This is a genomic window from Bradyrhizobium sp. AUGA SZCCT0176 (assembly GCF_018130145.1).
In the GTDB taxonomy this organism is placed as follows: Bacteria; Pseudomonadota; Alphaproteobacteria; order Rhizobiales; family Xanthobacteraceae; genus Bradyrhizobium.
This window is the reverse complement of record NZ_JAFCMB010000004.1, coordinates 470,611-492,024: the sequence shown is the minus strand read 5'-3', so window position 1 is coordinate 492,024 and position 21,414 is coordinate 470,611. Positions and strand designations below refer to the sequence as shown.

17 protein-coding genes are annotated in these 21,414 nt (G+C 62.6%); 2 read left to right on the top strand and 15 right to left on the bottom strand.

Translation table 11 applies throughout. The annotated features are described in order from the left end of the window. Nucleotides 1-100 precede the first annotated feature (100 nt). From JQ600_RS13510 to JQ600_RS13495, 4 genes are all read right to left on the bottom strand, one after another. Nucleotides 101-1,438 (bottom strand): MFS transporter, encoded by a 1,338-nt coding sequence (locus JQ600_RS13510; RefSeq protein WP_212387305.1) that lies wholly within the window; start codon nt 1,436-1,438, stop codon nt 101-103. A 12-nt stretch (nt 1,439-1,450) separates the two neighbouring features. Beyond that, on the bottom strand, nt 1,451-1,963 hold the full coding sequence (locus JQ600_RS13505; protein ID WP_212265893.1) for a PRC-barrel domain-containing protein: 513 nt from the start codon (nt 1,961-1,963) through the stop codon (nt 1,451-1,453). An 88-nt stretch (nt 1,964-2,051) separates the two neighbouring features. Then, nucleotides 2,052-4,253 (bottom strand): amylo-alpha-1,6-glucosidase, encoded by a 2,202-nt coding sequence (locus JQ600_RS13500; RefSeq protein ID WP_212386928.1) that lies wholly within the window; start codon nt 4,251-4,253, stop codon nt 2,052-2,054. A 184-nt stretch (nt 4,254-4,437) separates the two neighbouring features. Further along, on the bottom strand, nt 4,438-6,201 hold the full coding sequence (locus JQ600_RS13495) for an ABC transporter ATP-binding protein (RefSeq protein WP_212386926.1): 1,764 nt from the start codon (nt 6,199-6,201) through the stop codon (nt 4,438-4,440). Between the two features lie 300 nt (nt 6,202-6,501). On the opposite strand from JQ600_RS13495, the gene JQ600_RS13490 reads away from it, so the two are divergent. Then, nucleotides 6,502-7,569 (top strand): glycosyltransferase family 4 protein, encoded by a 1,068-nt coding sequence (locus JQ600_RS13490; RefSeq protein WP_212386924.1) that lies wholly within the window; start codon nt 6,502-6,504, stop codon nt 7,567-7,569. A 31-nt stretch (nt 7,570-7,600) separates the two neighbouring features. On the opposite strand, the gene JQ600_RS13485 is transcribed toward JQ600_RS13490, so the two are convergent. Together JQ600_RS13485 and JQ600_RS13480 are read right to left on the bottom strand one after the other, a co-directional pair. After that, the gene (locus tag JQ600_RS13485; RefSeq protein ID WP_212386922.1) at nt 7,601-8,419 is read right to left on the bottom strand and encodes a phosphatase PAP2-related protein; all 819 of its coding nucleotides are present in this window, start codon (nt 8,417-8,419) and stop codon (nt 7,601-7,603) included. Nucleotides 8,420-9,006: 587 nt separating this feature from the next. After that, entirely contained in the window at nt 9,007-10,257 is a 1,251-nt protein-coding gene (locus JQ600_RS13480; protein ID WP_212265887.1) for a NupC/NupG family nucleoside CNT transporter, read from the bottom strand. Between the two features lie 169 nt (nt 10,258-10,426). On the opposite strand from JQ600_RS13480, the gene JQ600_RS13475 reads away from it, so the two are divergent. After that, on the top strand, nt 10,427-11,650 hold the full coding sequence (locus JQ600_RS13475; protein WP_212465890.1) for an MFS transporter: 1,224 nt from the start codon (nt 10,427-10,429) through the stop codon (nt 11,648-11,650). 177 nt (nt 11,651-11,827) lie between these two features. Here the strand turns inward: JQ600_RS13475 and JQ600_RS13470 are convergent, their stop codons facing one another. The 9 genes from JQ600_RS13470 to JQ600_RS13430 all read right to left on the bottom strand — a co-directional run bounded on the left by JQ600_RS13470 (nt 11,828) and on the right by JQ600_RS13430 (nt 21,183). Next, complete coding sequence (locus JQ600_RS13470; RefSeq protein ID WP_212265885.1) at nt 11,828-12,592, bottom strand: SDR family oxidoreductase; 765 nt, start codon at nt 12,590-12,592, stop codon at nt 11,828-11,830. Nucleotides 12,593-12,605: 13 nt separating this feature from the next. Continuing rightward, nucleotides 12,606-13,364 (bottom strand): proteasome-type protease, encoded by a 759-nt coding sequence (locus JQ600_RS13465; protein WP_212265884.1) that lies wholly within the window; start codon nt 13,362-13,364, stop codon nt 12,606-12,608. Nucleotides 13,365-13,498: 134 nt separating this feature from the next. Next, nucleotides 13,499-14,311 carry a class I SAM-dependent methyltransferase gene (locus JQ600_RS13460; RefSeq protein ID WP_212386920.1) on the bottom strand — a complete coding sequence of 271 codons (813 nt, stop codon included), beginning with the start codon at nt 14,309-14,311 and terminating at the stop codon, nt 13,499-13,501. 328 nt (nt 14,312-14,639) lie between these two features. Then, a complete protein-coding gene (locus JQ600_RS13455) occupies nt 14,640-15,941 on the bottom strand; it encodes an amidohydrolase family protein (RefSeq protein WP_249135858.1) in 1,302 nt (433 codons plus the stop codon). Nucleotides 15,942-16,036: 95 nt separating this feature from the next. After that, entirely contained in the window at nt 16,037-16,246 is a 210-nt protein-coding gene (locus JQ600_RS13450) for a hypothetical protein (RefSeq protein WP_212386915.1), read from the bottom strand. 13 nt (nt 16,247-16,259) lie between these two features. Further along, nucleotides 16,260-16,823 (bottom strand): HdeD family acid-resistance protein, encoded by a 564-nt coding sequence (locus JQ600_RS13445; RefSeq protein ID WP_212265880.1) that lies wholly within the window; start codon nt 16,821-16,823, stop codon nt 16,260-16,262. 474 nt (nt 16,824-17,297) lie between these two features. Further along, nucleotides 17,298-18,950, bottom strand: coding sequence for an MFS transporter (locus JQ600_RS13440; RefSeq protein ID WP_249135857.1), 1,653 nt, complete (start codon nt 18,948-18,950; stop codon nt 17,298-17,300). Nucleotides 18,951-19,022: 72 nt separating this feature from the next. Further along, the gene (gene glsA / locus JQ600_RS13435; protein WP_212265879.1) at nt 19,023-20,024 is read right to left on the bottom strand and encodes a glutaminase A; all 1,002 of its coding nucleotides are present in this window, start codon (nt 20,022-20,024) and stop codon (nt 19,023-19,025) included. Nucleotides 20,025-20,280: 256 nt separating this feature from the next. Beyond that, the gene (locus JQ600_RS13430) at nt 20,281-21,183 is read right to left on the bottom strand and encodes a transglutaminase family protein (protein WP_212386912.1); all 903 of its coding nucleotides are present in this window, start codon (nt 21,181-21,183) and stop codon (nt 20,281-20,283) included. Nucleotides 21,184-21,414 lie beyond the last annotated feature (231 nt).

Sequence of the window (21,414 nt, the reverse complement as noted above, 5' to 3'; positions counted from 1 at the left end):
GCTTGTAGTCCCGGCCATCTACGTCTTGTCTCACGCAAAGGAAGTAAGTCGTGGATGCCCGGGGCGTAGGCGAGCGTAAGCGACGCCGTCCTCCAGACGGCTATGCCCGGGCATGACGGGGCGGCTTCGTTTCCGGCATCACAAACGCAATCAGACAAAGCCCGACGCAGGCAATGGCGGACAGGCCGAGGAAGGCTACGCTATGTCCGAAATGGTCGCTGACATAGCCTGCCAGGATATTGCTGCAGGAAGCGCCGATGCCGACCGCCGTCCCCACCACGCCCTGGGCGAGGTTGAAATGGCCGCTGCCGAAGGCGATGTCGGCGACAGTCAACGGGATGAGAACGCCAAACACCGCGGCGGTAACGCCGTCAAAGAATTGCACGGCGACCAGCAGATAGGGATCGGTGACGGTTGCGAACAGCACGCCGCGGATGGCGAGAGCGGTGAAGCCGATCAGCAGCAGCGGCCGGCGGCCCCATTGTTGCGCCTTACGGCCGACCGATGGCGAGGTCAGCGCCACGATCGCTTGCGGCAGGATGATGCACGCCGCGATCAGCACCGGCGCCCACTGGGTCGAACGCGTCGTCACGATGCCGGCCATCAAGGGCAGCATCGCGGCGTTGGCGAGCTGCAGCAACATCACGGCACCGGCAAAGATCAGGAGCGGGCGCTGGCGCAACAGATGCAGCACGCTGGTGGCTTCGGGATCCGGCTTGGCGCGGACGATCGCGCCATGGGCCTGCTCCGGATCGATTTCGCGATCCCTGATCCGGGATAGCGCTATGATGGTGAAGATCACCAGAACAAAGGTGGCGAGAAACACCGAGCGGCTGGAGATGAAATAGCCGCAGGCACCCATCAGCGCCGCGGCGACGCCGTTGCCAATTGACGCGAACCGGGCATTGCGCCCGAGCCGTTCGCCGATCGCGGACGGTCCGACCAATCCGAGACTGATCGCGGCGATCGCCGGGCCGAGCACGCAACTCGCCATGGCGTGCAATGTCGCCGCCGCTGCGATGACGGGAAAGATCGGCCATGCCGCATAGGCCAGCGCTGCGACTCCAATCGCTGCGACCGCGAAACCGGCGACCAGCCGTTCTCTCCGGGCGGCGTCGATGATGGCGCCGCCCGGCATCTGGCCGATCAACCCGACAATGCCGCCGATCGACAGCACCAGCCCGATCTCGACCTGGGTCCATTTCTGCGTCGTCAGATAGACCGCGACGAACGGACCAAAGCCGGTCTGGACGTCGGCGAGAAAGAAGATGAACCAGTCGAGGCCGCGCTGGCTTTGCGCCGAAGGGTGGGGCTCGGGCGATGCCGGCGGCGGTGACGTGTCGCCGCGTTCATCGACGGACGGCGCACCCCGCGTCTCACCGGCAAAATCCTTGGCAGGATCTTTGGGATATGGGTTCGGGCGCGCGGACAGTGGAATTCTCCTCCTCCGTCAGTGGTCGAATTGCAGGGGTTGCAGACTGCCGGTGGCGCCGAGCACCACGATCGGCGTATCTTCCTTGTATTCGGGCGCGGCCTTGACCTGTTCCAACGTCAATTCGAGCGTCATGCTTTCCTTCTTGTTGGTAACTTGTCCGAAGTGGAGTGCGTTCCAGTCGACGACGATCTTTCGGCTGCCGACGCCGAGAAAGCCGCCGAAATCGATCACCGCGGCGCGCACGGTTCCGGAGCGATCGACGATCACGTCGACGATGCGCCCCATGTTCTCGCCAGCCGTGCTGCGGACATCGCGTCCGAGAATCCCGCGTGCGTCCGCCGCGCGGATGACCGTGACGGAAGGCGGGGGCACCGGTTCTTTCGGCGCATCCGGCGAGGCCTTTGCCGCCGGACTTGGTGCGGCGGGGGCCGGCGGGCCCTTGTCTGGCTCCTGTGCGACCGCCAATGCGCCGAGGGATATCGCGCTCCACACCAGAACGGCTGCCGTGATCTTTTGCCCTGAACGCATGCGGTCTCCTGAAGCTCTTCGCTGTTGCGCAGAGGTGACGAACCGGCCGCAGCCGGTTTCGTCACCATTTCCCCGAGTACGATCGCCGTCAGCGCGACAACACGATCGAGACCTGAACGCGGCCGCGCGTCCGCATCATTTCGAGCGATACATCGTCGCCGTGACGGCGCAGGCGAAGATCCACGCTGCAATCGCCAAGCCGCAAGTCACGCAGCACGACCTCGTTCAGGAATTCCGGCAGACGCGGATTACGCAGGCGGATTTCGCCGGCCCGCGCATCGAATTCCAGGCCGAGCGAAGCTTCCAGCAGCGTGAACGGCGTCGCGCTCGCCCATGCCTGCGGCGAGCACGCCACGGGATAGAGCGTCGGGCCAAACCGCCGCTCGCGGTGGAAGCCGCAGAACAATTCCGGTAACCGCCTGAGATCCATGTAACTCGCCGCGCTGAACAACCCCTTGAACAGATGTTCGACGGAATGTTTCAGGCCGTAGCGGGCAAGGCCCAGCGCTATCAGCGCGTTGTCGTGCGGCCAGATCGAGCCGTTGTGGTAGGACATCGGATTGTAGCGGGACTCGCCTGATGCCACGGTTCGAATGCCCCATCCGGTGAAGAAGCGCGGCCGCATCAGGTCGGCGGCGACCATGCGCGCACGGTCCTCGCCAATGATGCCCGTGAATAGAAGCTGGCCGGCATTGGATGTCCGCACCTTGCACGGCCGCTTGGCGCCATCGAGCGCGAGCGCGTAGGTGCCCATGTCAGGACACCAGAACGCCTCCTCAAAGCGCGCGGCAAGTTGGGTTGCCTCCTCGTCGAGCCTGCGCGCCTTCTCGGCAAAGCCAAGCTGGCGCGCGCAACGCGCTGCCAGCCGTTTGCCAGCGAAGACGTAACCCTGAACCTCGCACAGGGCGATGTGGCCCTCGGCCAACTGGCCATCGGCATGAAAGATCGCGTCGAAGGAATCCTTCCAGCCCTGGTTGGCGAGGCCCTGTTCGGACGCGCGCTGATATTCGACAAAGCCGTCACGATCAGGGTCGCCGGGACCGTCGATCCAGGCCAGCGCGGCCTCGATCGCGGGCCACAGCTCGCGCAGCGTGTCCTCGTCGCCGGTGCGCTCGAAATAGAATCCCGCCAGCAGCACGAACAGCGGCGTGGAATCGACGCTGCCGTAATATTGCGCGAACGGCACTTCGCGTAGCGCCGCCATTTCGCCGCCGCGCATTTCATGCAGGATCTTGCCGGGTTCGGCGTCGTTCAGGGCATCGACGGCCTTGGCCTGATAGGCAGCCAGCCGTTTGAGCACGCCGCAGGCCACGCGCGGGTCGATCCACAGCATCTGCAGCGCTGATATCAGGCCGTCGCGGCCGAACGTGGTCGAATACCAGGGAATGCCGGCATAGGGATAGCGGCCATGCGCGGTGTCGGTCATCAGCATGTTGAGATCGGCCATCGACTGGCACAGCACCTCATTGAAGATGCTGTTCGAGGTTTCGACGCTGGCGGCGCCCGCGGTCGAACGGCGCATTTCGCGGCGATGTGCGAGCAGGCCACGCATGAACGGCGCCGGCCGGTGCTCCGCGGCATAGTTGCAGGTCACCGCCACGAACACCGACGTAAGCTGTTGCGGCTCGAGCACGAAATGATAGCTGCCGCTGTTCACCGCCAGCAGGGTCGGGCGCGGGTCGAAATGCAGATTGGTCGTTCGCGCCTCGCCGTCGAGGCCGTGATATTCGAACCTGACATCGGCGGGGCTGAGCAGTTCGCTGGTGCCGGTGCCGCGGCGCGGGCGCCTAGCGCCGCGCACCTCGAACAGATCGGCGAAATCATTGTCGAACAGGAAGGTCAGATCAATGTGTGCCGCCCGGTCGCCATGGTTCTGGACGGCGATCCGCTGATAGGCGGTGCCGCGCCACAGGAAGATGGTGCGCACGATGTGGATCAGGTCCTTCTGCAGGACGATCCGGTCGCCGTCATAGATGTCGGGGTTGGTGAGGTCGATCGTCAGTGCGGAATTGTCGTCGCGCAGGTTGGAGCCGAGCAGCAATGGCTGAGTCTGGTTCAGCAAGAGCTCGAGCCGCGCCAGATAGCGGGTATCGGCATTGAACAATCCATCGGGTCCACCGGCCGAGGCACCGATGTCGCCATGGCTGTCGAGGACGATGAACGTATCGTCGTGCTTGAGGGTCCGGCGCGGCCGTGCCGCCTGGCCGGTCATGGGAATGTAGAACGGCGATTCCGTGATCTGCTCCGCGAGCGGAGCATCCGCCCGCTGGACGTTGGCTTTGGTGGCCATGCGTAACCTCTGTCCTGTAACTCTAGAGCCTTTTCCGTTCCGATTAAATCGGAACGGGCTAGATTCTTGATTTGACGCGTTTCATTGACGCCAACCGGTATCCAATTCGCTGGAAAACGCTCTAGCGGATACCGCTCCGCATGCCGCGACGCCGATCTGACTGTGTCTCAATTCGAGCCGCGATTCAGGCTGCGTGGATCGCGAGACGGTTCATTTCCTGGGTCACTAGCTGCCGGTACGGGCCGGTTTCACGCATCAGGCGGTCGGGCGGACCATCCTCGATGACCTTGCCATCCTTGAGCATCACGACGCGGTCAAAATTGCGCAGCGTCGCGAGACGGTGCGCAATCGCGATCACGGTGCGGCCGCGCATCAGGCGGCCGAGCGCATCGCGGATGGCCTCTTCGGATTCGCCGTCAAGCGCGGCAGTTGCCTCGTCGAGCAGCAGGATCGGCGCGTCCTTTAGAAACGCGCGCGCGATCGCGATGCGTTGTCGCTGGCCGCCGGAGAGCTTGACGCCGCGATCGCCGACCATGGTAGCAAGGCCGTCGGGCAGATTTTCGACGAAGTCACACCGCGCCGCGATCGCCGCGCGTAAAACCTCGTCGTCGGTCGCCGTTGGGCGGCCATAGCGGATGTTCTCCATGATGGAGCGGTGGAACATCGAGATGTCCTGCGGCACCACCGAGATCGCCTCGCGCAGGCTTTGCTGGGTGACGCGCGAGATATCCTGGCCGTCGATGGTGATACTGCCTTTGTCCACGTCGTAGAAGCGCTGCAGCAGCACGAACAGGCTGGACTTGCCGCCGCCGGACTGGCCGACCAGGCCGACGCGCTGTCCGGGGTTGAGATTCAGGTTGAATTTGTCGAACACCTGGACACCGCCGGGATATCCGAACGAGATGTTCCTGAAGGTGATGGCCGCACCGCTCTTGATCAGCGGTTCGGCCTCGGGATGGTCGCGCAGTTCATGCGGCTGCAGCAGCGTTGCGATCGCCTCCGAGAGCCGTGCCGTGTGCTGGGTGACATCGACAAGCGCTACCGCAAGATCGCGGGTCGCGTGCAGGATGGAGAGGCCGAGCGTACAGACCAGCACCACGTCGCCGGTCGTGGCCTTGCCGCTCTGCCATAGCGTGACCGCCCAGTACAAAAGGGCCACCGTCAACGCCAGCGTGATCACCGCATGGATGAGCCGCAGCTTTTCCAGATAGCGCAGGCTTCGGCCTCGCGCGGTCAATTCGCGGTCGACGGTGTTGTCGAAACGGTTGTGCTCATGGTCGAGCCCGCAGAAGGCTCGCACCAGCGGCATGTTGTTGATGACGTCGACCATTTCGCCGTCAACGGCGGCGGCCTTGTGGGCGTAGTCGTCATGTAACGGCTTGCCAGCGGCCGCGATCCGGAACATGGCGATGAGGACCACGCTTGCGATCACGACCATGCCGGCGGCCATCGGCAGGCTGACGGTTCCAATCAGAGCAATTGCCACAATTGTGGCGATGCAGGGCGGCAACACGTTCCATACGAACATGTTCTCCACCGTGAAGACGGCATTCGAAGTGGCGGTGATCCGGCTTGTCAGCATGCCCGGCAGCCGATCGATGAAATAGCTCGGGGCATGCCCGGTCAAATGGCGGAACATGTCGCGGCGCAGATCGCCGGTGACGCCGACAAAGGTGAAGCTCGCTGTCCAACTCGCGATCCGCCACAGCAAAACGTCGGAACCAATCAGCGCTATGAGAAAAACGAATGCCAGCCATACACCGGCGCTATGCGCCGGTCCGGCGGCGAGGGCGTCGACGAGATACTTCACGCCGTATTGGGTGCCGACCGAGCAGGCAACGGCGGCAACAACCGCGACCAATATCACCAGATGCGACGTGCGCCGCTGACGCAGATAGCGCATGACGAAGTGGAAAGGGCGGTTTGCATATCCCGAAAGATTGTCCATGTGCCTGTTAAACCTGTTGGAGATAAACGAGAATCCCTAGCGGATCGCCGATTGCCGGGAGCCGGTCTTGATGAGGATCATCCCGAGGACGCAGCTGCGCCTCATCTGCACAACAATTCCGCAGCAAGGTCGGTCCGAAGAGCCTGATCACATGTGATGTCATGAGCAAGACGACAGTGTGCGCGAAGTGCGCATCATCTTGGAACTTCGCAGGTGCGTAAACGTTCCCGACTTGGCGATGCCGCGCCACGAGGGGCTGAGGGCTTTCAAAGCAGAGTCAGAGATCAGGAGGTTGTTAGGATGCGCATCGCGCAGGTTGCTCCGTTGACGGAGGCTGTTCCGCCCAGGCTGTATGGCGGCACCGAACGTGTCGTCTATTGGCTGACCGAGGAACTGGTCGCTCTGGGCCACGAGGTCACGCTATTCGCCAGCGGCGATTCCCGAACATCCGGAAAGTTAGAGGCCGCATGGCCGAAGGCGCTGAGGCTGGATGGATCGGTTCGCGACGCCAACGCGCTGCACATGCTGATGCTCGAGCGAGTAAGGCAGAAATGCGACGACGAAGAATTCGACTTTCTTCACTTCCACCTCGACTACTACCCTTTTTCGCTGTTCGCACGGCAACCGACGCCGTTCCTGACCACCCTGCATGGGCGGCTGGACCTTCCCGAACATCAACCGTTGTTCAAGACGTTTTCGTCGATACCTCTGGTCTCGATCTCGAATGCGCAGCGGCGTCCGGTGCCGCAGGCGAATTTCATCCGCACCATCCATCATGGCCTGCCGGAAAATCTGCTGACGCCCCAAGTCGTGAAGCCGAGCTATCTTGCCGTCCTCGGCCGTATCGCGCCGGAGAAGGGCGTGGACCGGGCGATCAGGATCGCGATACGCTGCGGTATCCCGCTCAAGATCGCGGCGAAGGTCGATCGCGCGGACCAGGAATATTACGATGCGATCATCAAGCCGATGATGGCTAATCCGCTGGTCGAGTTTATCGGCGAAATCGGGGACCACGAGAAAGCCGGTTTCCTGAGCGGGGCAATCGGGCTGCTGCTGCCGATCGACTGGCCGGAGCCGTTCGGCCTCGTGATGATCGAGGCCATGGCCTGCGGCACGCCCGTGATCGCCTACAACCGTGGATCGGTTCCTGAAATCATCGACGACGGAAAGACCGGCTTCATCGTCGAGGATGAAATCAGCGCGGTCGCTGATGTCGGGCGGCTCGGGGAACTGGATCGCCAGGCCATTCGCACGCATTTCGAGACGCGCTTTACGGCTCGCCGAATGGCGCTCGACTATGTCAACACCTATCAGGGCATGATCGAGGCGGTGAAGCCGCGGATGAAACTGGTCAGCAGCGCGGAGTAGAGAGGGCGGTATCTGTGAGGGCGCCCATTGATCATCTCCGACGATGGCCTGTGCCATCGTCGGGGTCTTCACCGACGGCGTGCAGCGCGAACGATTCAGACGCACGTGCGGTTCCGTCGACGGGGACCAATGTCGGGCGCTTTGGACTGTGCTCCTCGACCCATTTTTCGACACGCTTGCGAACTCCCCGCTTTGGCCGTTGCACCGCCTGGTTTTCGGTGGAGCGAAACAACGCGTAGTCGCGGCTGAATAGCCAGCGCGATGTTTGAAAGACGCCGTGGGTGATGAACAGTGCGGCGAGCACGTCTATCGAATAGTGATAGTGGCCGAGCAGCACGATCGCGCCGAAGAACGCGGTCAGCGCGAGAAAGAATATCCGCCATTGCACGATGTGCCAGAACGCCAGCGCCGCAAGGAACGGCATTCCGGTGTGACCGGAAAAGAAGAGATCGCTGCCGTAAAAAATGGAATTGAAAAACGGCGCCGGCTGCTGCGGGTCGATCGGCGACGGCGCCATGTGGGTAAGCGCCACGAAGACGGCGCGGACCACCAGGAACAGCGCCGTGGCCTTCAGCGCGAACGGCAACCGGTTCGGCCGCCAGGCCAGCAGCCCCGCCGTGATGACGAAGGCCGTGAACGTACCGTAGATGAACAGAAAGCGGACGTTGTAGGGCCCGACGCGGCTCAGCACAAAATCGGTGACGTGGTTGCTGGCATGGACCGTGGCATAGGTGACGGCGGCGAAGATCGCGATGCTGCTGGCAGTGAGGAAGGCGGCGCCTTCGCATAGCGAGCGGACATACGCGCGCGTACCAAACAGCGTGCGGTATAGCCGCATCGTGTCCTGCATTGTCCCTGCGCCTCCGTTCGCGGTCGTCGGCGACGATAGGTGCGGCGGTCTTCGTCGCTCGGGCTGCTGGATATCCTGTACTTCAGCGTAACCGTAATGCGAGGTGAAGTATCTGCATGTGAAGTATGCCACACCTCGTCGATTTTTGCCATTGCCCGCTAGCTCACAACCGCACGATCGCACCCATCAGGCAGGTGGTCGGGTTGCTCGACACGATCGATTTGGCGCGATAGCGCCATCAGCATGGCGCATGGGGACGTCTGCATTCAACAGGTGATCCTGCCCGTCGCAAAATGCTGTCCCTTTGCGCACGTCAAATGCAAGCTGCCGCCGGATACGTTCGACAATTCCTCTTCGCCAAGTTCCATTTCGACGTCAATGAGCGAACGTTTGGCGCGTTCGTTGCTCGGCTTCGTTGGACCAAGGTCCCGGATTTGATTGTTCATGTCACTCTCCTGGAATCGTTTGGGAAGGCGTTCCCTCATGTCACTGTCGCAGAGTAGCCGGTGCGGCTCGTTGTCGCTGTGAGGAGCCTCACACAGCGAACCTCACACAGCGAATTCCAACGATGAAGCGGCGTGCGCGTCCTAGCTCATCACCCCGACGATCGCGCCCATCAGGCAAGTGGCCAGCGTGCCCGATACGATCGACTTCAGCCCGAGCGCGTTGATTTCTTCGCGGCGGTCGGGCGCCATGGTGCCGAGGCCGCCGATCATGATGCCGAGGCTGGCGAAGTTGGCAAAGCCGCACATCGCATAGAGCATGATCAGCCGCGACCGCGGATCGAGCGCATCAGGACCGAGCTTCGATAAATCGACATAGGCGATCAACTCGTTGAGCACGGTTTTGGTGCCCATCAGGCTTCCCGCCGTGATCGCCTGCGACCACGGCAGGCCCAACAGCCAGCATACCGGCGCCATCAGATAGCCGAGCAGCCGCTGCAGCGAAATCTTCGCGCCGCCGATCTCGGGCAACAGGCCGAGGATGGCGTTGGCGAGATAGACCAATGCTACCAGCACCAGCAGCATCGCGATGATGTTCAGCAGCAGCTCCAGTCCGGAAGTGGTGCCCCTGACGATCGCATCCATGGTGCTCTTCACCTCCGTATCGGGAGCGGCCAGCATTCCGCCAGTCCGCTTGTCCGACGTCTCCGGCACCATGATCAGGCTGACCAGGATCGCCGCGGGTGCGCCGAGGACCGAGGCAATGACGAAATGCGCGGCCGCGTCCGGGATCAATGGCGCCAGAAACGTGGCGTAGAGCACCAGCACGGTGCCGGCGATTCCCGCCATGCCGCCGGTCATGACCATGAACAATTCGCTACGGGTGAGTTGCGAAAGGTATGGGCGGATGAACAGCGGCGCCTCGACCATGCCGAGGAAGATGTTGGCGGCGGCGGAAAGGCCGACCGCACCGCCGACGCCGAGCGTGCGTTCCAAAAGCCACGCCATGCCGCGCACGATCGGCGGCAGCACCCGCCAATAAAACAGCAGTGTGGTCAGGACGCTCATGACGAGGATGATCGGCAGCGCCTGAAACGCCAGGATGAAATCGGCGCCCGGCGCCTTGAGGTCGAAAGGAAGCGTGCCGCCGCCGAGATAGCCGAACACGAAGGAGGTGCCGGCGCGGGACGCCGCGGCGATGGTATTGACCGCGTCATTGATGGCGCCGAACGCCTTTGCGACCAGCGGCAGCTTGAGCAGCACCAGCGCGGTGAGCACGGTGACCGCAAGCCCGATCGCCATCTGCCGCCATGACACCGCGCGGCGGTTCTCGCCGAGCGCCCACGCGATCGCCAGCAACGCCAGCACGCCGAAAGCCGATTGCAGTTGCAGCATGATCTCAAAGTCCCCCGGTCGATTATGGCAGCGGGGGACTTGCAAGCGCAATGCCGGGCAGCCCTTCGCCGCCGGCCATTGACAGGGGGACCAGGGTCGTTCACGGCGTAATCAACGATGCAAGCGGGGCCACGGCTCACGCTTCGAGAAGCAGGATACCGGCCTCACCATGTCTTCCCTGATGCCTGTCGGCGCCGGCGATCTGCTCAGGCATCCCTCTTTCCTGTCGTTTCTGCTGTCGCGCAGCCTGTCGCGCTTCGCCAGCCAGATCGGGGCCGTCGCCATCGGCTGGCAGGTCTACGATATGACCGGCAGCGCATTCGATCTCGGCATGATCGGACTGGTTCAATTCCTGCCGACGGCGTTGTTTCTGTTCGTGGCCGGCCATGCCGCCGACCGCTACGAACGCAAACGGGTGGTGCAACTCTGCCAGATCGCCGAGGGGCTGACGGCGCTGTTTTTGGCCTGGGGCGCCTATGCGGGCATTCTTAACGTGACGCAGATCTTCATTGCGTCCTTTGTGCTCGGTATAGCCGGGGCCTTCGAAAGCCCGGCATTGGCTGCACTGCTGCCGCTGATCGCGCCGAAAGGCTCGCTGCAGCGCGCCACCGCGGTTTCGAGCGGCGCGGGGCAGATCGCCACCATCGCCGGTCCCGCGCTGGGTGGGCTGGCCTATGCCCTCGCACCCAGTGCGGCCTACGGGGTCATGGCGGCGTTTTTGCTGTTCGGGGCCGCAATCATGGGCGCGATCCGGCTGATACAGCCGGCCGTTGTGCGGGATGCCGCGACATCAGATGATATCTTTGCCGGTGTCAAATTCGTCCGCAACAACCCGGCCATCCTCGGCACGATCTCGCTCGATCTGTTCGCGGTGCTGCTCGGCGGCGCCACGGCGCTGCTGCCGATCTATGCGCGCGATATCCTTCAGACCGGCCCGCTCGGTCTTGGCATCCTGCGCGCCGCGCCCGCGATCGGCGCGCTGCTGATGACCGCGTTCCTCGCGCACCACACTATCAACCACCGCGTCGGAATACGGATGTTTCAGGCCGTGATCGTGTTCGGCGTGGCGACGGTGGTGTTTGCGCTGTCGCACTGGATGTGGCTGTCGGTGCTGGCACTGGTGGTGCTGGGCGCCGCCGACGTCGTCAGCGTGGTGATCCGCTTCTCGCTGGTGCAGCTCGCAACGCCCGACGACATGCGCGGCCGGGTCGGCGCGGTCAATTTCCTGTTCATCAACGCGTCAAACCAGCTCGGCCAGTTCGAAAGCGGCGTCACCGCGGCACTGTTCGGCGCGATGCCGGCCGCCGTGCTCGGCGGCGTCGGCACGATTGCGATCGCGCTATTGTGGATGAAGCTGTTTCCGACGCTGCGCGATGTGGAGAAGCTGGAGTAGGCGGACGACCCATCACCACGTCGTCCCGGCCTTGAGCCGGGACCCATACGCCGTGCATTCTCGATGAGAACGCGAATGGTAGAGGCCTCGTTACCCAATCACCGCCGCGGAGTATGGGTCCCCCGATGCGCAATTGCGCATCTGAGCTCAAGGCCGGGACGACGACGGTGGATTTGGCTAGCCCCGCCCGACGAACGGCATCTTGGTTGCCATGACCGTCATGAACAGCACGTTGGCGTCTAACGGCAGGCCGGCCATGTAGGCCACCGCGTCGCCGACCGCTTTCGCGTCCATGCGCGGCTCGTGTTTCATCGTGCCGTCGGGCTGCATCACGCCGGGGCCGGCGACCATGCGGTCGGTCATCGGGGTTGCGGCATTGCCGATATCGACCTGGCCGACCGCGATGTCGTACATGCGGCCGTCGAGGTTGGTGGCCTTGGTGAGACCGGTGATGGCGTGCTTGGTCGAGGTGTAGGCCGACGAGAACGGCCGCGGCGCATGCGCCGAGATCGAGCCGTTGTTGATGATGCGGCCGCCGCGCGGGTTCTGGTCCTTCATGATGCGGAAGGCGTGCTGGGTGCACAGGAAGGGGCCAGTGAGGTTGGTGTTCACCACCGCCTGCCACTGCTCAAGCGTGAGATCTTCGAAGTTCACCGGCGGCGCGCCCATGCCGGCATTGTTGAACAGCACGTCGAGCCGGCCGTAGGTTTCCTTGACCTTGTCGAACAGGGCGGCGATCGAGGCCGGGCTCGTCATGTCGGCGGAAACGCACAGGCTCTTGCCGATATTGTCGCCGAGCTTCTTGGTCTCTTCCAGCATTTCCATGCGGCGCCCGGCGAGCACCACGGTGAAGCCGGCATTCATCAGCGCTAGCGATGCCGCGCGTCCGACGCCGGTGCCCGCACCGGTGACGACTGCGATCTTGTTTGTTGCTTCGGCCATTGTTTCCTCGCCTTTACTTCTTTGTTTCTGTTTCTGACTTGTAGGGTGGTCTTGGAATATTCTGGTGCGCCGCGCGGAGCGCGGCCGACCAGCGCGAACGCAAATCGTGGAAATAGGGCTCGCCGGCCTCGATGCGGTGGTTGAGGTCGGCCTCGCAGGCATCCGCGCGCACCACCAGCACGTCGATCGGCAGGCCGACGCCGAGATTGGAGCGCATCGTCGAATCCATCGAGATCAGGCTGGTCTTCAGCGCCTCGTACAGTTCGACGTCGTAATGCATGGCGCGGTCGAGCACCGGCTTGCCGTATTTGTGCTCGCCGATCTGCAAATAGGGTGTGTCCGTGGTGCATTCGATGAAATTGCCGGCGGTGTAGACCATGAACAGCCGCATCCGCGAGCCCTTGATCTGGCCGCCGAACAGGAACGAGACGTCGAAGGAAACGTCTTCCGACCGCAGCGCGTCGCCTTCGGTGGCGTGGACGCTGCGGATGGCGCGGCCGATGCGCTGCGCGGCCTGGAACATGGTCGGCGCGTTCATCAGGGTTTCGACCTCGCCGGTATGCGGGTCTTCGATGCCTTCGGTCAGGGTCGAGAGCACCGACTGGCTGATCGCCAGATTGCCGGCGCTGGCGATCGCCATGATGCGGTCGCCCGGCTTGGAGAAAATGTGGAGCTTGCGAAAGGTCGAGACGTTATCGAGGCCGGCATTGGTGCGGGTATCCGCGATCATGACCAGACCGTCCCGTACCAGCACTCCGCAACAATAGGTCATTCCGTGTCCCCAAGCCGTCCGAATTACCGGCGGGGCAACTAGTAGCGAATTTCGGGAGGGCATCCAACCCCAATTACCCAGGACTTGGCATGCGCCGGGTGGGTAAAAAGACGCATTGAATCGGCTCGGCAGGGCTAGGTCCGGGCGAGGATGACATGGGCCTGGATCTTGGCCGATATCTCGCCGCTGCCGTGCCGGCCGGCGATCACCGAGGCCGTATGGTCGGTCGCAGCCTCGAGCCGGTCCGCCCCCCGTGCTTCGATCTCGTTGCGCAGCGGGGTTCCCTGGCAATAGGCCAGCGCGACATAGCGGGCAGAAGGGGCGCGGCTCTGCGCCTCCCGGGTCTCGATCGTCACATCAGTGAAGCCGGCCTTTGCCAGGTCGCTGCGGATCAGTGACGTGTCGTGATAGCCATGGGGCGTGCGCGCCATGAAGCGGGGAGGGTCGTTCGGAAAGAACGTCGCAAGCGCGTCGGTGACGTCACTCGCGAACACGTTCTCCTCGATGCGATCCCAGGCATTGAACAGGAAATAGCCGCCCGGCTTGAGAACGCGCCGGGCCTCGCGGTAGCCGGATGGGCGATCGGGAAAGAACATGACGCCGAACTGGCAACAGACCAGGTCGAACGCGGCGTCCTCGAACGGCAATGCCTGGGCGTCGGCCTTCTGCCACATGATGCGGCTGTCCGCGCCTTGTCTTGATTTCGCATAATCCAGCATCGGCTGATTGAGGTCGGTGACGACATAGGAGGCATCAGCGGCAAGGACTGGCGCCAGCGCGCGCGTGACCGCGCCGCTGCCGGCCGCGGTTTCCAGCACGGCCTTGGGCGCCAGCATGGCGACGCGTTGTGAAAGGTCCCGCGCGTAGCTCTCGAAGATCAGCGGAACCATATGGCGATCATAGTTTTCCGGGATCGAGCCTGCGAACACCTTGTCGGTTTCCGACATCGCGCGTCTCCTGCATTCCGCATCCGGTCGTTTTGCCTGGCAGTCATCCCTCGCAGCCCCATGGATTTTGGCAGCTTTAGGCAAAAATGAAAACATGCTGGGAGGCGGAATCGCGAGAGCGTTCCGCGCTATTCGAACGGCGCCTTCATGTGGTCAGCCTTGCGGGGAAACGCGGCGATGCCGGGGCCAGGGCCGGCCTGTGCGATGTGTCGCGGACCATCAATCTCCACCGCACGTGCGATGGCGCAAGCCTGCGAGGCCTCGAACTATCGCGGTTGCGAATATTGATCGATCAAAACGAACATGGCACTGCGATGGATGAGGTGTCCTATTTGCCCGCGCCAAGCAGGTTTTTGTAGATTTTCCCATCCTTCATGATGACGACGAAATTTTTGGCGGGGTCTTCGATCAGCTTGATGTTATCGACGGGGTTGCCGTCCACCAGCAACAGGTCGGCCAGCGCGCCTTCTTCCACCACGCCGAGCTTGCCGGGATAAGGATTGCGAAGCCCGGACATGGCAAGCAGTTCGGCGTTTGTCGATGTCGCCATGACCAGCGCTTCGGCAGGGGTGTACCAACGGGTAAGTGAGGCCAGAATTGCCCCTTGTTGTTGGGCCAGCTCGCGGGAGAACAGCACATCCGTGCCCCACGCCGTCTTGATCTTGTATTTCTTCGCCATCTCATAGGCGCGGGCTATCCCGGGCCAGACCTCTTCCGCTTTGGCTCGCTGCACAGAACCCTCAGGAAGGCCCAGCCTCATTCCCTCCGGCAGTGGCTGCATGCTCAGCCAAACACCCTTGTCCGCGATCAGTTTTGCGGTTGCGTCGTCCATCAGGAAACCGTGCTCGATACACCTCGCGCCGGCCGCAATAGCGCTCCGGATCGCAGCCGGCGTAAAGGCGTGCGCGGCGACGTAGGTCCCCCAATTTTCTGCCGCTTCGACCGCGGCGCGCATTTCCGCCTCCGTGAAGGTGCTCACGTCGATCGGACTGAAGGGTGACGACACTCCGCCGCCCGCCGTCAACTTGACTTGTGAGGCGCCCTGCATGAGCTGTTCGCGTACGCGTACGCGCACCTCGTCAGGGCTGTCAGCAACGATGGCGCCGCCGATCTGTTCCATGCGGGTAAGCATGCCGCCGATCGTCCGCGGCAAATCAGTCAGCTGCCGGAAATCCCCATGCCCGCTCGTGACAGTGATCATGGCGCCGGACGGATAGATACGCGGGCCCTTGACGATGCCTTCATCGATGGCGCGTTTGAGACCGAACACCGGCCCGCCCACATCGCGAATGGTGGTGAAGCCGCGCATCAACGTGTCTGTCGCTTCGTCGCCAGCTACCAGATTGTTGAAGCCGACGTCACCGAACGCCTCTACCGGGTTCGTGCGGATCAGCATCGCGTGCCAATGCGCATCGATCAGGCCCGGCATCAGGACGCGGCCGGCACCATTGATCGTTGCGGTTTGAGCGTCGACCGCGATCGCCGCCGTCGAAATCTTCTCTATCGTGTTGCCTCGGATCAGGACGTTGGACGGCGCTGAAAGCGCGCCGCTCTTTCCGTCGAAGATCCTGACGTTCTGAAATAATGCAGCTTGCTGAGCCTGCGCGGAGGGCGGGGCGGAGAAGCTCATTCCAATTGCAGCCAGAACTGCCAGCACGGAGCTGCCGGGGAATATTCTCAGGCAAGACATTCTCATAGCCGCGTGTTCCCCGTTCTCTGATCTGGTTATCTGGTCTGACTGTTCTCATTGCGCTTGATGATCTTGAGAACCCAGAAGATCACGCCGGCAATCAGGGACAGGACGCCAAGAAACGATAACGCCGTTGACTCGAGGTTCATGCCTGCGACCAGCAGCATGCATCCCAGCACGATCAGAATCAGACCGCCGAGTTTTTTCGCGAGAAAAACGGGCCCTTCGTCAGCACGTGCAACCATAGCGACCACTCCCTTATGCCGTTTTCGCCGCCGGCCGCCACGCATAAGCCAGCCACGCGATGCCGTGAGATATCAGGTCGACGCCGAGGACAAATCCGAGCACCCACAGACCGGTCATCGGGAATCCCGTCAGAATGACGAGGCCAGCCAGGACTCCGAACAATCCCGACAGCAGCATGATCCAGCCGGCTTCTCTCCAGTGGCCGAAGCCCAGCAGAATTCGAACGATGCCGGATATCAGCAGCAACAGGCCGAGGACATAGGTGAGGATCAAGGCGCTGGCGACGGGCTGGCTCACCAGCGCCGCGCCGAAGGCGATGTACAGAATGCCCAGCAGCACCTGCCATATGAATCCGCCCCATCCCTTGGTCCAGAACGCGTGAACCACTTCGAAGGCGCCCGTGGCGATCGAGATCCAGCCGATGAACATCGTGCTGATCACAGTCACGAGCACGACGTCACCCAACACCAGGGCTCCTGCCGCAATCATCACCAATCCAAGCAGAACGCAGATCCAAAATGGCGGCGCGGACAAACCATCGGCGCGCAACCGTGAACTACCGTCGTAAGTGGTCATGTTGTCCTCCTCGGTTCGGAGCCTGTGCGATCAAATCAGCGGCAGCGCCGGCTGCTCGGGTCTCATCAGCATACTGAAATTGGCTATAGCCATCGCCAGCCGCAAACGCGGCGCCCGCGGTGCCAATAACAGACCCAACGGCGCCGGCGGTGACGATGAATTGGGCGTCGTCGCGGCGGACGAGCCACAGGACGCCGGGGCGGCCGGCGGGCTACGGCCTGAACCCGCACGGTGAGATCATCCGCCTTGCTGCCAGGATCTTTGCTGCCAAGATCTTTGCCAAGGTCCTTCTGGGGCGCGAGGGGCATGGCCTCGACCACGGCCGGCAGCGAACTTGCGGCAAAACCCGCGGCTGCGGCCGCACACAGAAGGCCCCGTAATACGCTGCGACGCTCGATTGCATCCATTGGGTTCTCTCCTTTGATCGACGCCTTGTTACTTTCACCGCGGAGAACACACGTCTCGCAATCGGGATCAGGCCGATTTCGCGCCTTCGACCGCGGGGTCGTCACTTGGGATTTCTCCCGGCAGGTAATTCGGGAGCTGTCCGGCCGGAAACACCGCGAGCAAGGCGAGGCCGGCCATGATGAGCAGGCCGATCTTCAGCGCTCGCAGCCGCGCCTCCGTGTTCACGCGCACCGCTTCCTGCACCTGCTGGGGCGTAGCGGTCGTTTTCTCCATCACGGTCCGCAGGCGCTCGTTGCTGACGAACGTGATGTTGTTGAGATCGACCTGGCTCTGCAGGTCCTTCGGCAGTACCGGATTTGCGGCGATGCTGCTGACGGCGATTGTGCTCAAGAGGCCGACAAGCAGCGCGCCGGCGACGGCTGTTCCGACTGCCGCGGCGAGATTCTGCGTGGTGCCGCGCGCCGATCCGACGTCGCCTGCCAGTGCCTTGGGCGAGGCGGTGACCAGTACGTTGAACAGCAGCGTGACCAGCGAACCCTGGCCGATACCGAACAGGACGAGGCCGAACAGCACGGGAATCTCGCTCCAGTCGTTCCGCACCACGAACGCGAGCCACACCAGTGCAATCGTGCAAAGGGCGAAGCCATAGCGGCCGATCTGGCGGGGCGTCAGTTTGTCGTAGACGTTGACGATAAGCATCGCCGTGAAGAACACCGTGAGATTGAACGGCATCATCGCGATCGCGGTCGCGAGAGGGGAGCGGCCCTGTACGATCTGAATGTACAACGGCACGGAAAAGTTAAGCGCCGCCTCCAGTGCGACCACGGCAAACAGCCCGTAGACCGCCGCGCGTTCCTGCGGCGAGTCGATCACCTCGAGGGCAAGCAGCGGCGTCTTCCCGGCCGCCTGGCGCCGATGCGTCCACATCAGGAAGGCCTGGCCGAGTACGATACCCAGAACGATCATGACCGGCGCGGGGGAGAGGCCAAGCAGGTCGAACGGCGCGTTGGGGGTTGCCAGCGCCAGGCCCCAGCCGTTCAGATTATTGAAGCCGAAACTGATGAGGATGATGGCTGTTGCCGCCAGCACAACGCCTGTGACATCGATCTGCACGTCCGGCCGTCCGTGGTCGGGCCTGAGGCGGAAGCTCAAAACGAAAACAATGGCGGAGGCGGCGATCAGGATTCCGAACGCCGGACGCCAGCCGATATATGTACCGAGGACGCCGCCAATGATGAACGCCAGCACGCCGGCAGCCGCCCGCGCCGAACCAAGCGCGCCGACGGCGGTCGCCTGTTGGCGCCCTGAATAATTCTCGGCGATCAGCGCCACCAGCGACGGCACGATCACGGCCCCTGCCGCGCCGCAAAGCGCCTGGGCCGTGATCATCAGGGTCGCCGTGGGGCTGAATGTCATCAATATCTGCGCGGCACAGAACAGGACGACGGCGGCGCGGAAGACCTGAGCGGCGCCGAACCGCTGGGCGAGTTTCGCGCCCAGCATCACGAAGCCGGCAACCAGCATCGAATAGGCCACGATGCCGGTCGCGACGGTCGTCGGCGGGACGCCGAAGCTCTGCACCATGCCTCCCATCGCGACCGGCAGCGAAGCGACGTTGAAGGACATGATCATCTGGCCGAACGCAATGGCGATCATCGGCACCCATGACGCCTGCGCGTCTTCGCGGATGTCACCGATTGAAATCGAGTGCGTTGCCATGGCGTCCTCCAGCCTGCTCGGGTCCGGATCGGTCGGGTCTTACGGCCCCTCAAAATCCCTTTGGCATCTGATTCATTCTTCCGGTTGCGACACGAACAGATCCATTCCCAGCCGCTGCGACAGGAATTTAGCGGCGAGCTGTCCCTTGACGCTGTTGCCTGCGGCGTCGAGCGGGGGCGCGAAGGTTCCGAAGCCGCCTTTACCCGGGGCAACGGCGACGATGCCGCCACCGATTCCGCTCTTTCCGGGCAAGCCGATGTCGTAAAGCCAGTCGCCCGATGTCTCGTACAGTCCGGCGGTGATCATCACCGCCAGCGCGTAGTGACAGACTGCCGGATCGACCACGCGTTCCCTGGTGATCGGATTGACGCCGCCATCAGCCAGCGTAGCGCCCATGACCGCGAGGTCCCGGGCGCTGACATTCAGCGAGCACTGCCTGGTGTAGAGGTCGGTCGCTTCCCTTGCGTCGCAGTAGATCCGATCAAAACTCTGCAGCAGGCGGGCGATGCTGCGGTTGCGGAAGTTGGTATCCGACGCCGAGGCGTAGACCTCTTCATTCAGCGGCAGCTTTCGGCCCGCGAAACGCGACAATCCGTCATGGATGAATTGCCATTTTTCCTCCGCGGTCGAACCCGGTGTCAGGCTTGTTGTCGCAATGGCGCCGGCGTTCACCATCGGGTTGGTGCGACCATTCGAGCCTTGCTCGATCGCGGCCAGCGAATTGAAGGCCAGTCCCGTGGCGTTCGCACCGAGTTTGTCGCGCGCTGCTTCCGGTCCGATCGTCTCGCAAACCAGCGCGAACACGAACGGCTTCGACACGCTCATGATCGAGAACTCGTAGTCGGTATCTCCGGCGGCGTAGACGCGTCCGCTGGTGCCGACAACACAGACGCCGAACAAATCGCCGGGGATCCTGGCAAGGGCTGGATAGACTTGGGAATTCTGGCCGTCGGTATTCGACTTGAATTGCCGGTGTGCGTCAGACACCAACCTCTGCACCGTCTCGGCTTCGGGCAAATGCCCCGTTGAGACGTATGGCCGCTCGGCTTGTTCCGCGATCGAAGGTGAGTCCATTGGACCCCTCCATCTGGCTCAAGCAATCCGCTTCAGGGATCGTCAGGTATTTCGGCAGCACTGCTGCGCGCTGACAAATCATCCCGAGGAATTGCGTCAGCTCTTTTTAGATCGTTGCACAAGTGAACGCTCAAGGAAGCGTCGAGTCAACGGTGCAACCGAACAGCACTGTTTGCAGCACGTATGTTTCGTTACAAAATTTGTGACAAATCGCGCAACGCGATGGCACAAACTGCATATGCCGGGAACGGGCTAATTATGTTGCGCCGCATCCATGCTGCGGCATGGCATGGACGGATACATCCACATGCAGTGCGATCGGGTCATCAGCGTTGCCGACGAAGCCGCCCGAAATTGGAATTGCTTGTTCCGCCTCTCGGGTTACGCCCACGCGGATCAGGTTCTCGCCGGCAATCAAGCCATTCGTGGGATCATACTCAACCCATCCTGCGCCGGGGAGGTAGACGCTGCACCAGGCATGGGTGCTGCCGCCCCCGCGAACCGAACCTGAGATATTGTCATACAAATAGCCGGTGACGAAACGCGCGGCGAGCCCGAAGCAGCGCAGCGCTTCCATCATCAGCACTGCAAAATCGCGGCAGGTGCCGGAACCAAGTGCGAGGGTCTCGGCGGCTGTCTGCGTACCCTCCTCATGGCGCGCGACATAACGGAATTCTTCCTTGATTACATGCGTCATTGCGTCCAGTACTCGCAGGGTCTCCTTACTATCCACGCTTGACACGACACGGCGGGCCCATGCGTCGACCTTTCGATCGGAGTCCGGCATTTGGAGTTGAGTGAACCGAGCCAGATCGGGAAACTCATGGGCGGCGTAGGCGTATGGAAACTGCTCGGCAGCCGAGTCGAGACTATAAATCGGGAGTGGCTGCCCCTCGGGGTGATGTGTTAAGTCAAGCTCTGACACAATGCCGAGCCGCCTGGTTCTGAGCGCTTCCGGCCAATGCAGGAAGCAGATCGAATTGTCGAAAACGTCATGCTTCCAGTAGATATCGGACGGCGCCGGTTCGACCTTTAGCTTCGCGCTATGAAGTCGCAGATCGTGACTCTCATCCGGCCGGATCATCAGCTTGTGGCGCAACAAGCCCACCGGGTTGCGGTAGGTGTACTCGGTCGTGTGCACGATCCTGACCCTCGCCATATGAGCCTCTTCTGAGCGAAATGTCCTAAAGACCAAGTCCAATGTGCACCGAAGCCGCTAGTTTCCCTTCGGTCCGGCCGGGCCTGGAGGACCTGCTGGGCCAGGCGGGCCAGCAGGTCCGGGAAGGCCGCAGTTCTGTATCACCACGTCTCTCGTATCCGGCCCGGACGTGATCTTCACGATACAAGTGGAGGGAAATTCCGATCCAACCCACCTAAAGCCTCCGGTCGA

What these genes read in the sequence shown, in the direction of transcription:
- JQ600_RS13440 (WP_249135857.1), bottom strand. Translation starts at nt 18,950, where the DNA reads ATGGCAACGCACTCGATTTCAATCGGTGACATCCGCGAAGACGCGCAG.
- JQ600_RS13450 (WP_212386915.1), bottom strand. Translation starts at nt 16,246, where the DNA reads ATGGTTGCACGTGCTGACGAAGGGCCCGTTTTTCTCGCGAAAAAACTC.
- JQ600_RS13470 (WP_212265885.1), bottom strand. Translation starts at nt 12,592, where the DNA reads ATGGCCGAAGCAACAAACAAGATCGCAGTCGTCACCGGTGCGGGCACC.
- JQ600_RS13455 (WP_249135858.1), bottom strand. Translation starts at nt 15,941, where the DNA reads ATGAGCTTCTCCGCCCCGCCCTCCGCGCAGGCTCAGCAAGCTGCATTA.
- JQ600_RS13460 (WP_212386920.1), bottom strand. Translation starts at nt 14,311, where the DNA reads ATGTCGGAAACCGACAAGGTGTTCGCAGGCTCGATCCCGGAAAACTAT.
- glsA (WP_212265879.1), bottom strand. Translation starts at nt 20,024, where the DNA reads ATGGACTCACCTTCGATCGCGGAACAAGCCGAGCGGCCATACGTCTCA.
- JQ600_RS13500 (WP_212386928.1), bottom strand. Translation starts at nt 4,253, where the DNA reads ATGGCCACCAAAGCCAACGTCCAGCGGGCGGATGCTCCGCTCGCGGAG.
- JQ600_RS13475 (WP_212465890.1), top strand. Translation starts at nt 10,427, where the DNA reads ATGTCTTCCCTGATGCCTGTCGGCGCCGGCGATCTGCTCAGGCATCCC.
- JQ600_RS13490 (WP_212386924.1), top strand. Translation starts at nt 6,502, where the DNA reads ATGCGCATCGCGCAGGTTGCTCCGTTGACGGAGGCTGTTCCGCCCAGG.
- JQ600_RS13505 (WP_212265893.1), bottom strand. Translation starts at nt 1,963, where the DNA reads ATGCGTTCAGGGCAAAAGATCACGGCAGCCGTTCTGGTGTGGAGCGCG.
- JQ600_RS13495 (WP_212386926.1), bottom strand. Translation starts at nt 6,201, where the DNA reads ATGGACAATCTTTCGGGATATGCAAACCGCCCTTTCCACTTCGTCATG.
- JQ600_RS13485 (WP_212386922.1), bottom strand. Translation starts at nt 8,419, where the DNA reads ATGCAGGACACGATGCGGCTATACCGCACGCTGTTTGGTACGCGCGCG.
- JQ600_RS13430 (WP_212386912.1), bottom strand. Translation starts at nt 21,183, where the DNA reads ATGGCGAGGGTCAGGATCGTGCACACGACCGAGTACACCTACCGCAAC.
- JQ600_RS13480 (WP_212265887.1), bottom strand. Translation starts at nt 10,257, where the DNA reads ATGCTGCAACTGCAATCGGCTTTCGGCGTGCTGGCGTTGCTGGCGATC.
- JQ600_RS13465 (WP_212265884.1), bottom strand. Translation starts at nt 13,364, where the DNA reads ATGACCTATTGTTGCGGAGTGCTGGTACGGGACGGTCTGGTCATGATC.
- JQ600_RS13445 (WP_212265880.1), bottom strand. Translation starts at nt 16,823, where the DNA reads ATGACCACTTACGACGGTAGTTCACGGTTGCGCGCCGATGGTTTGTCC.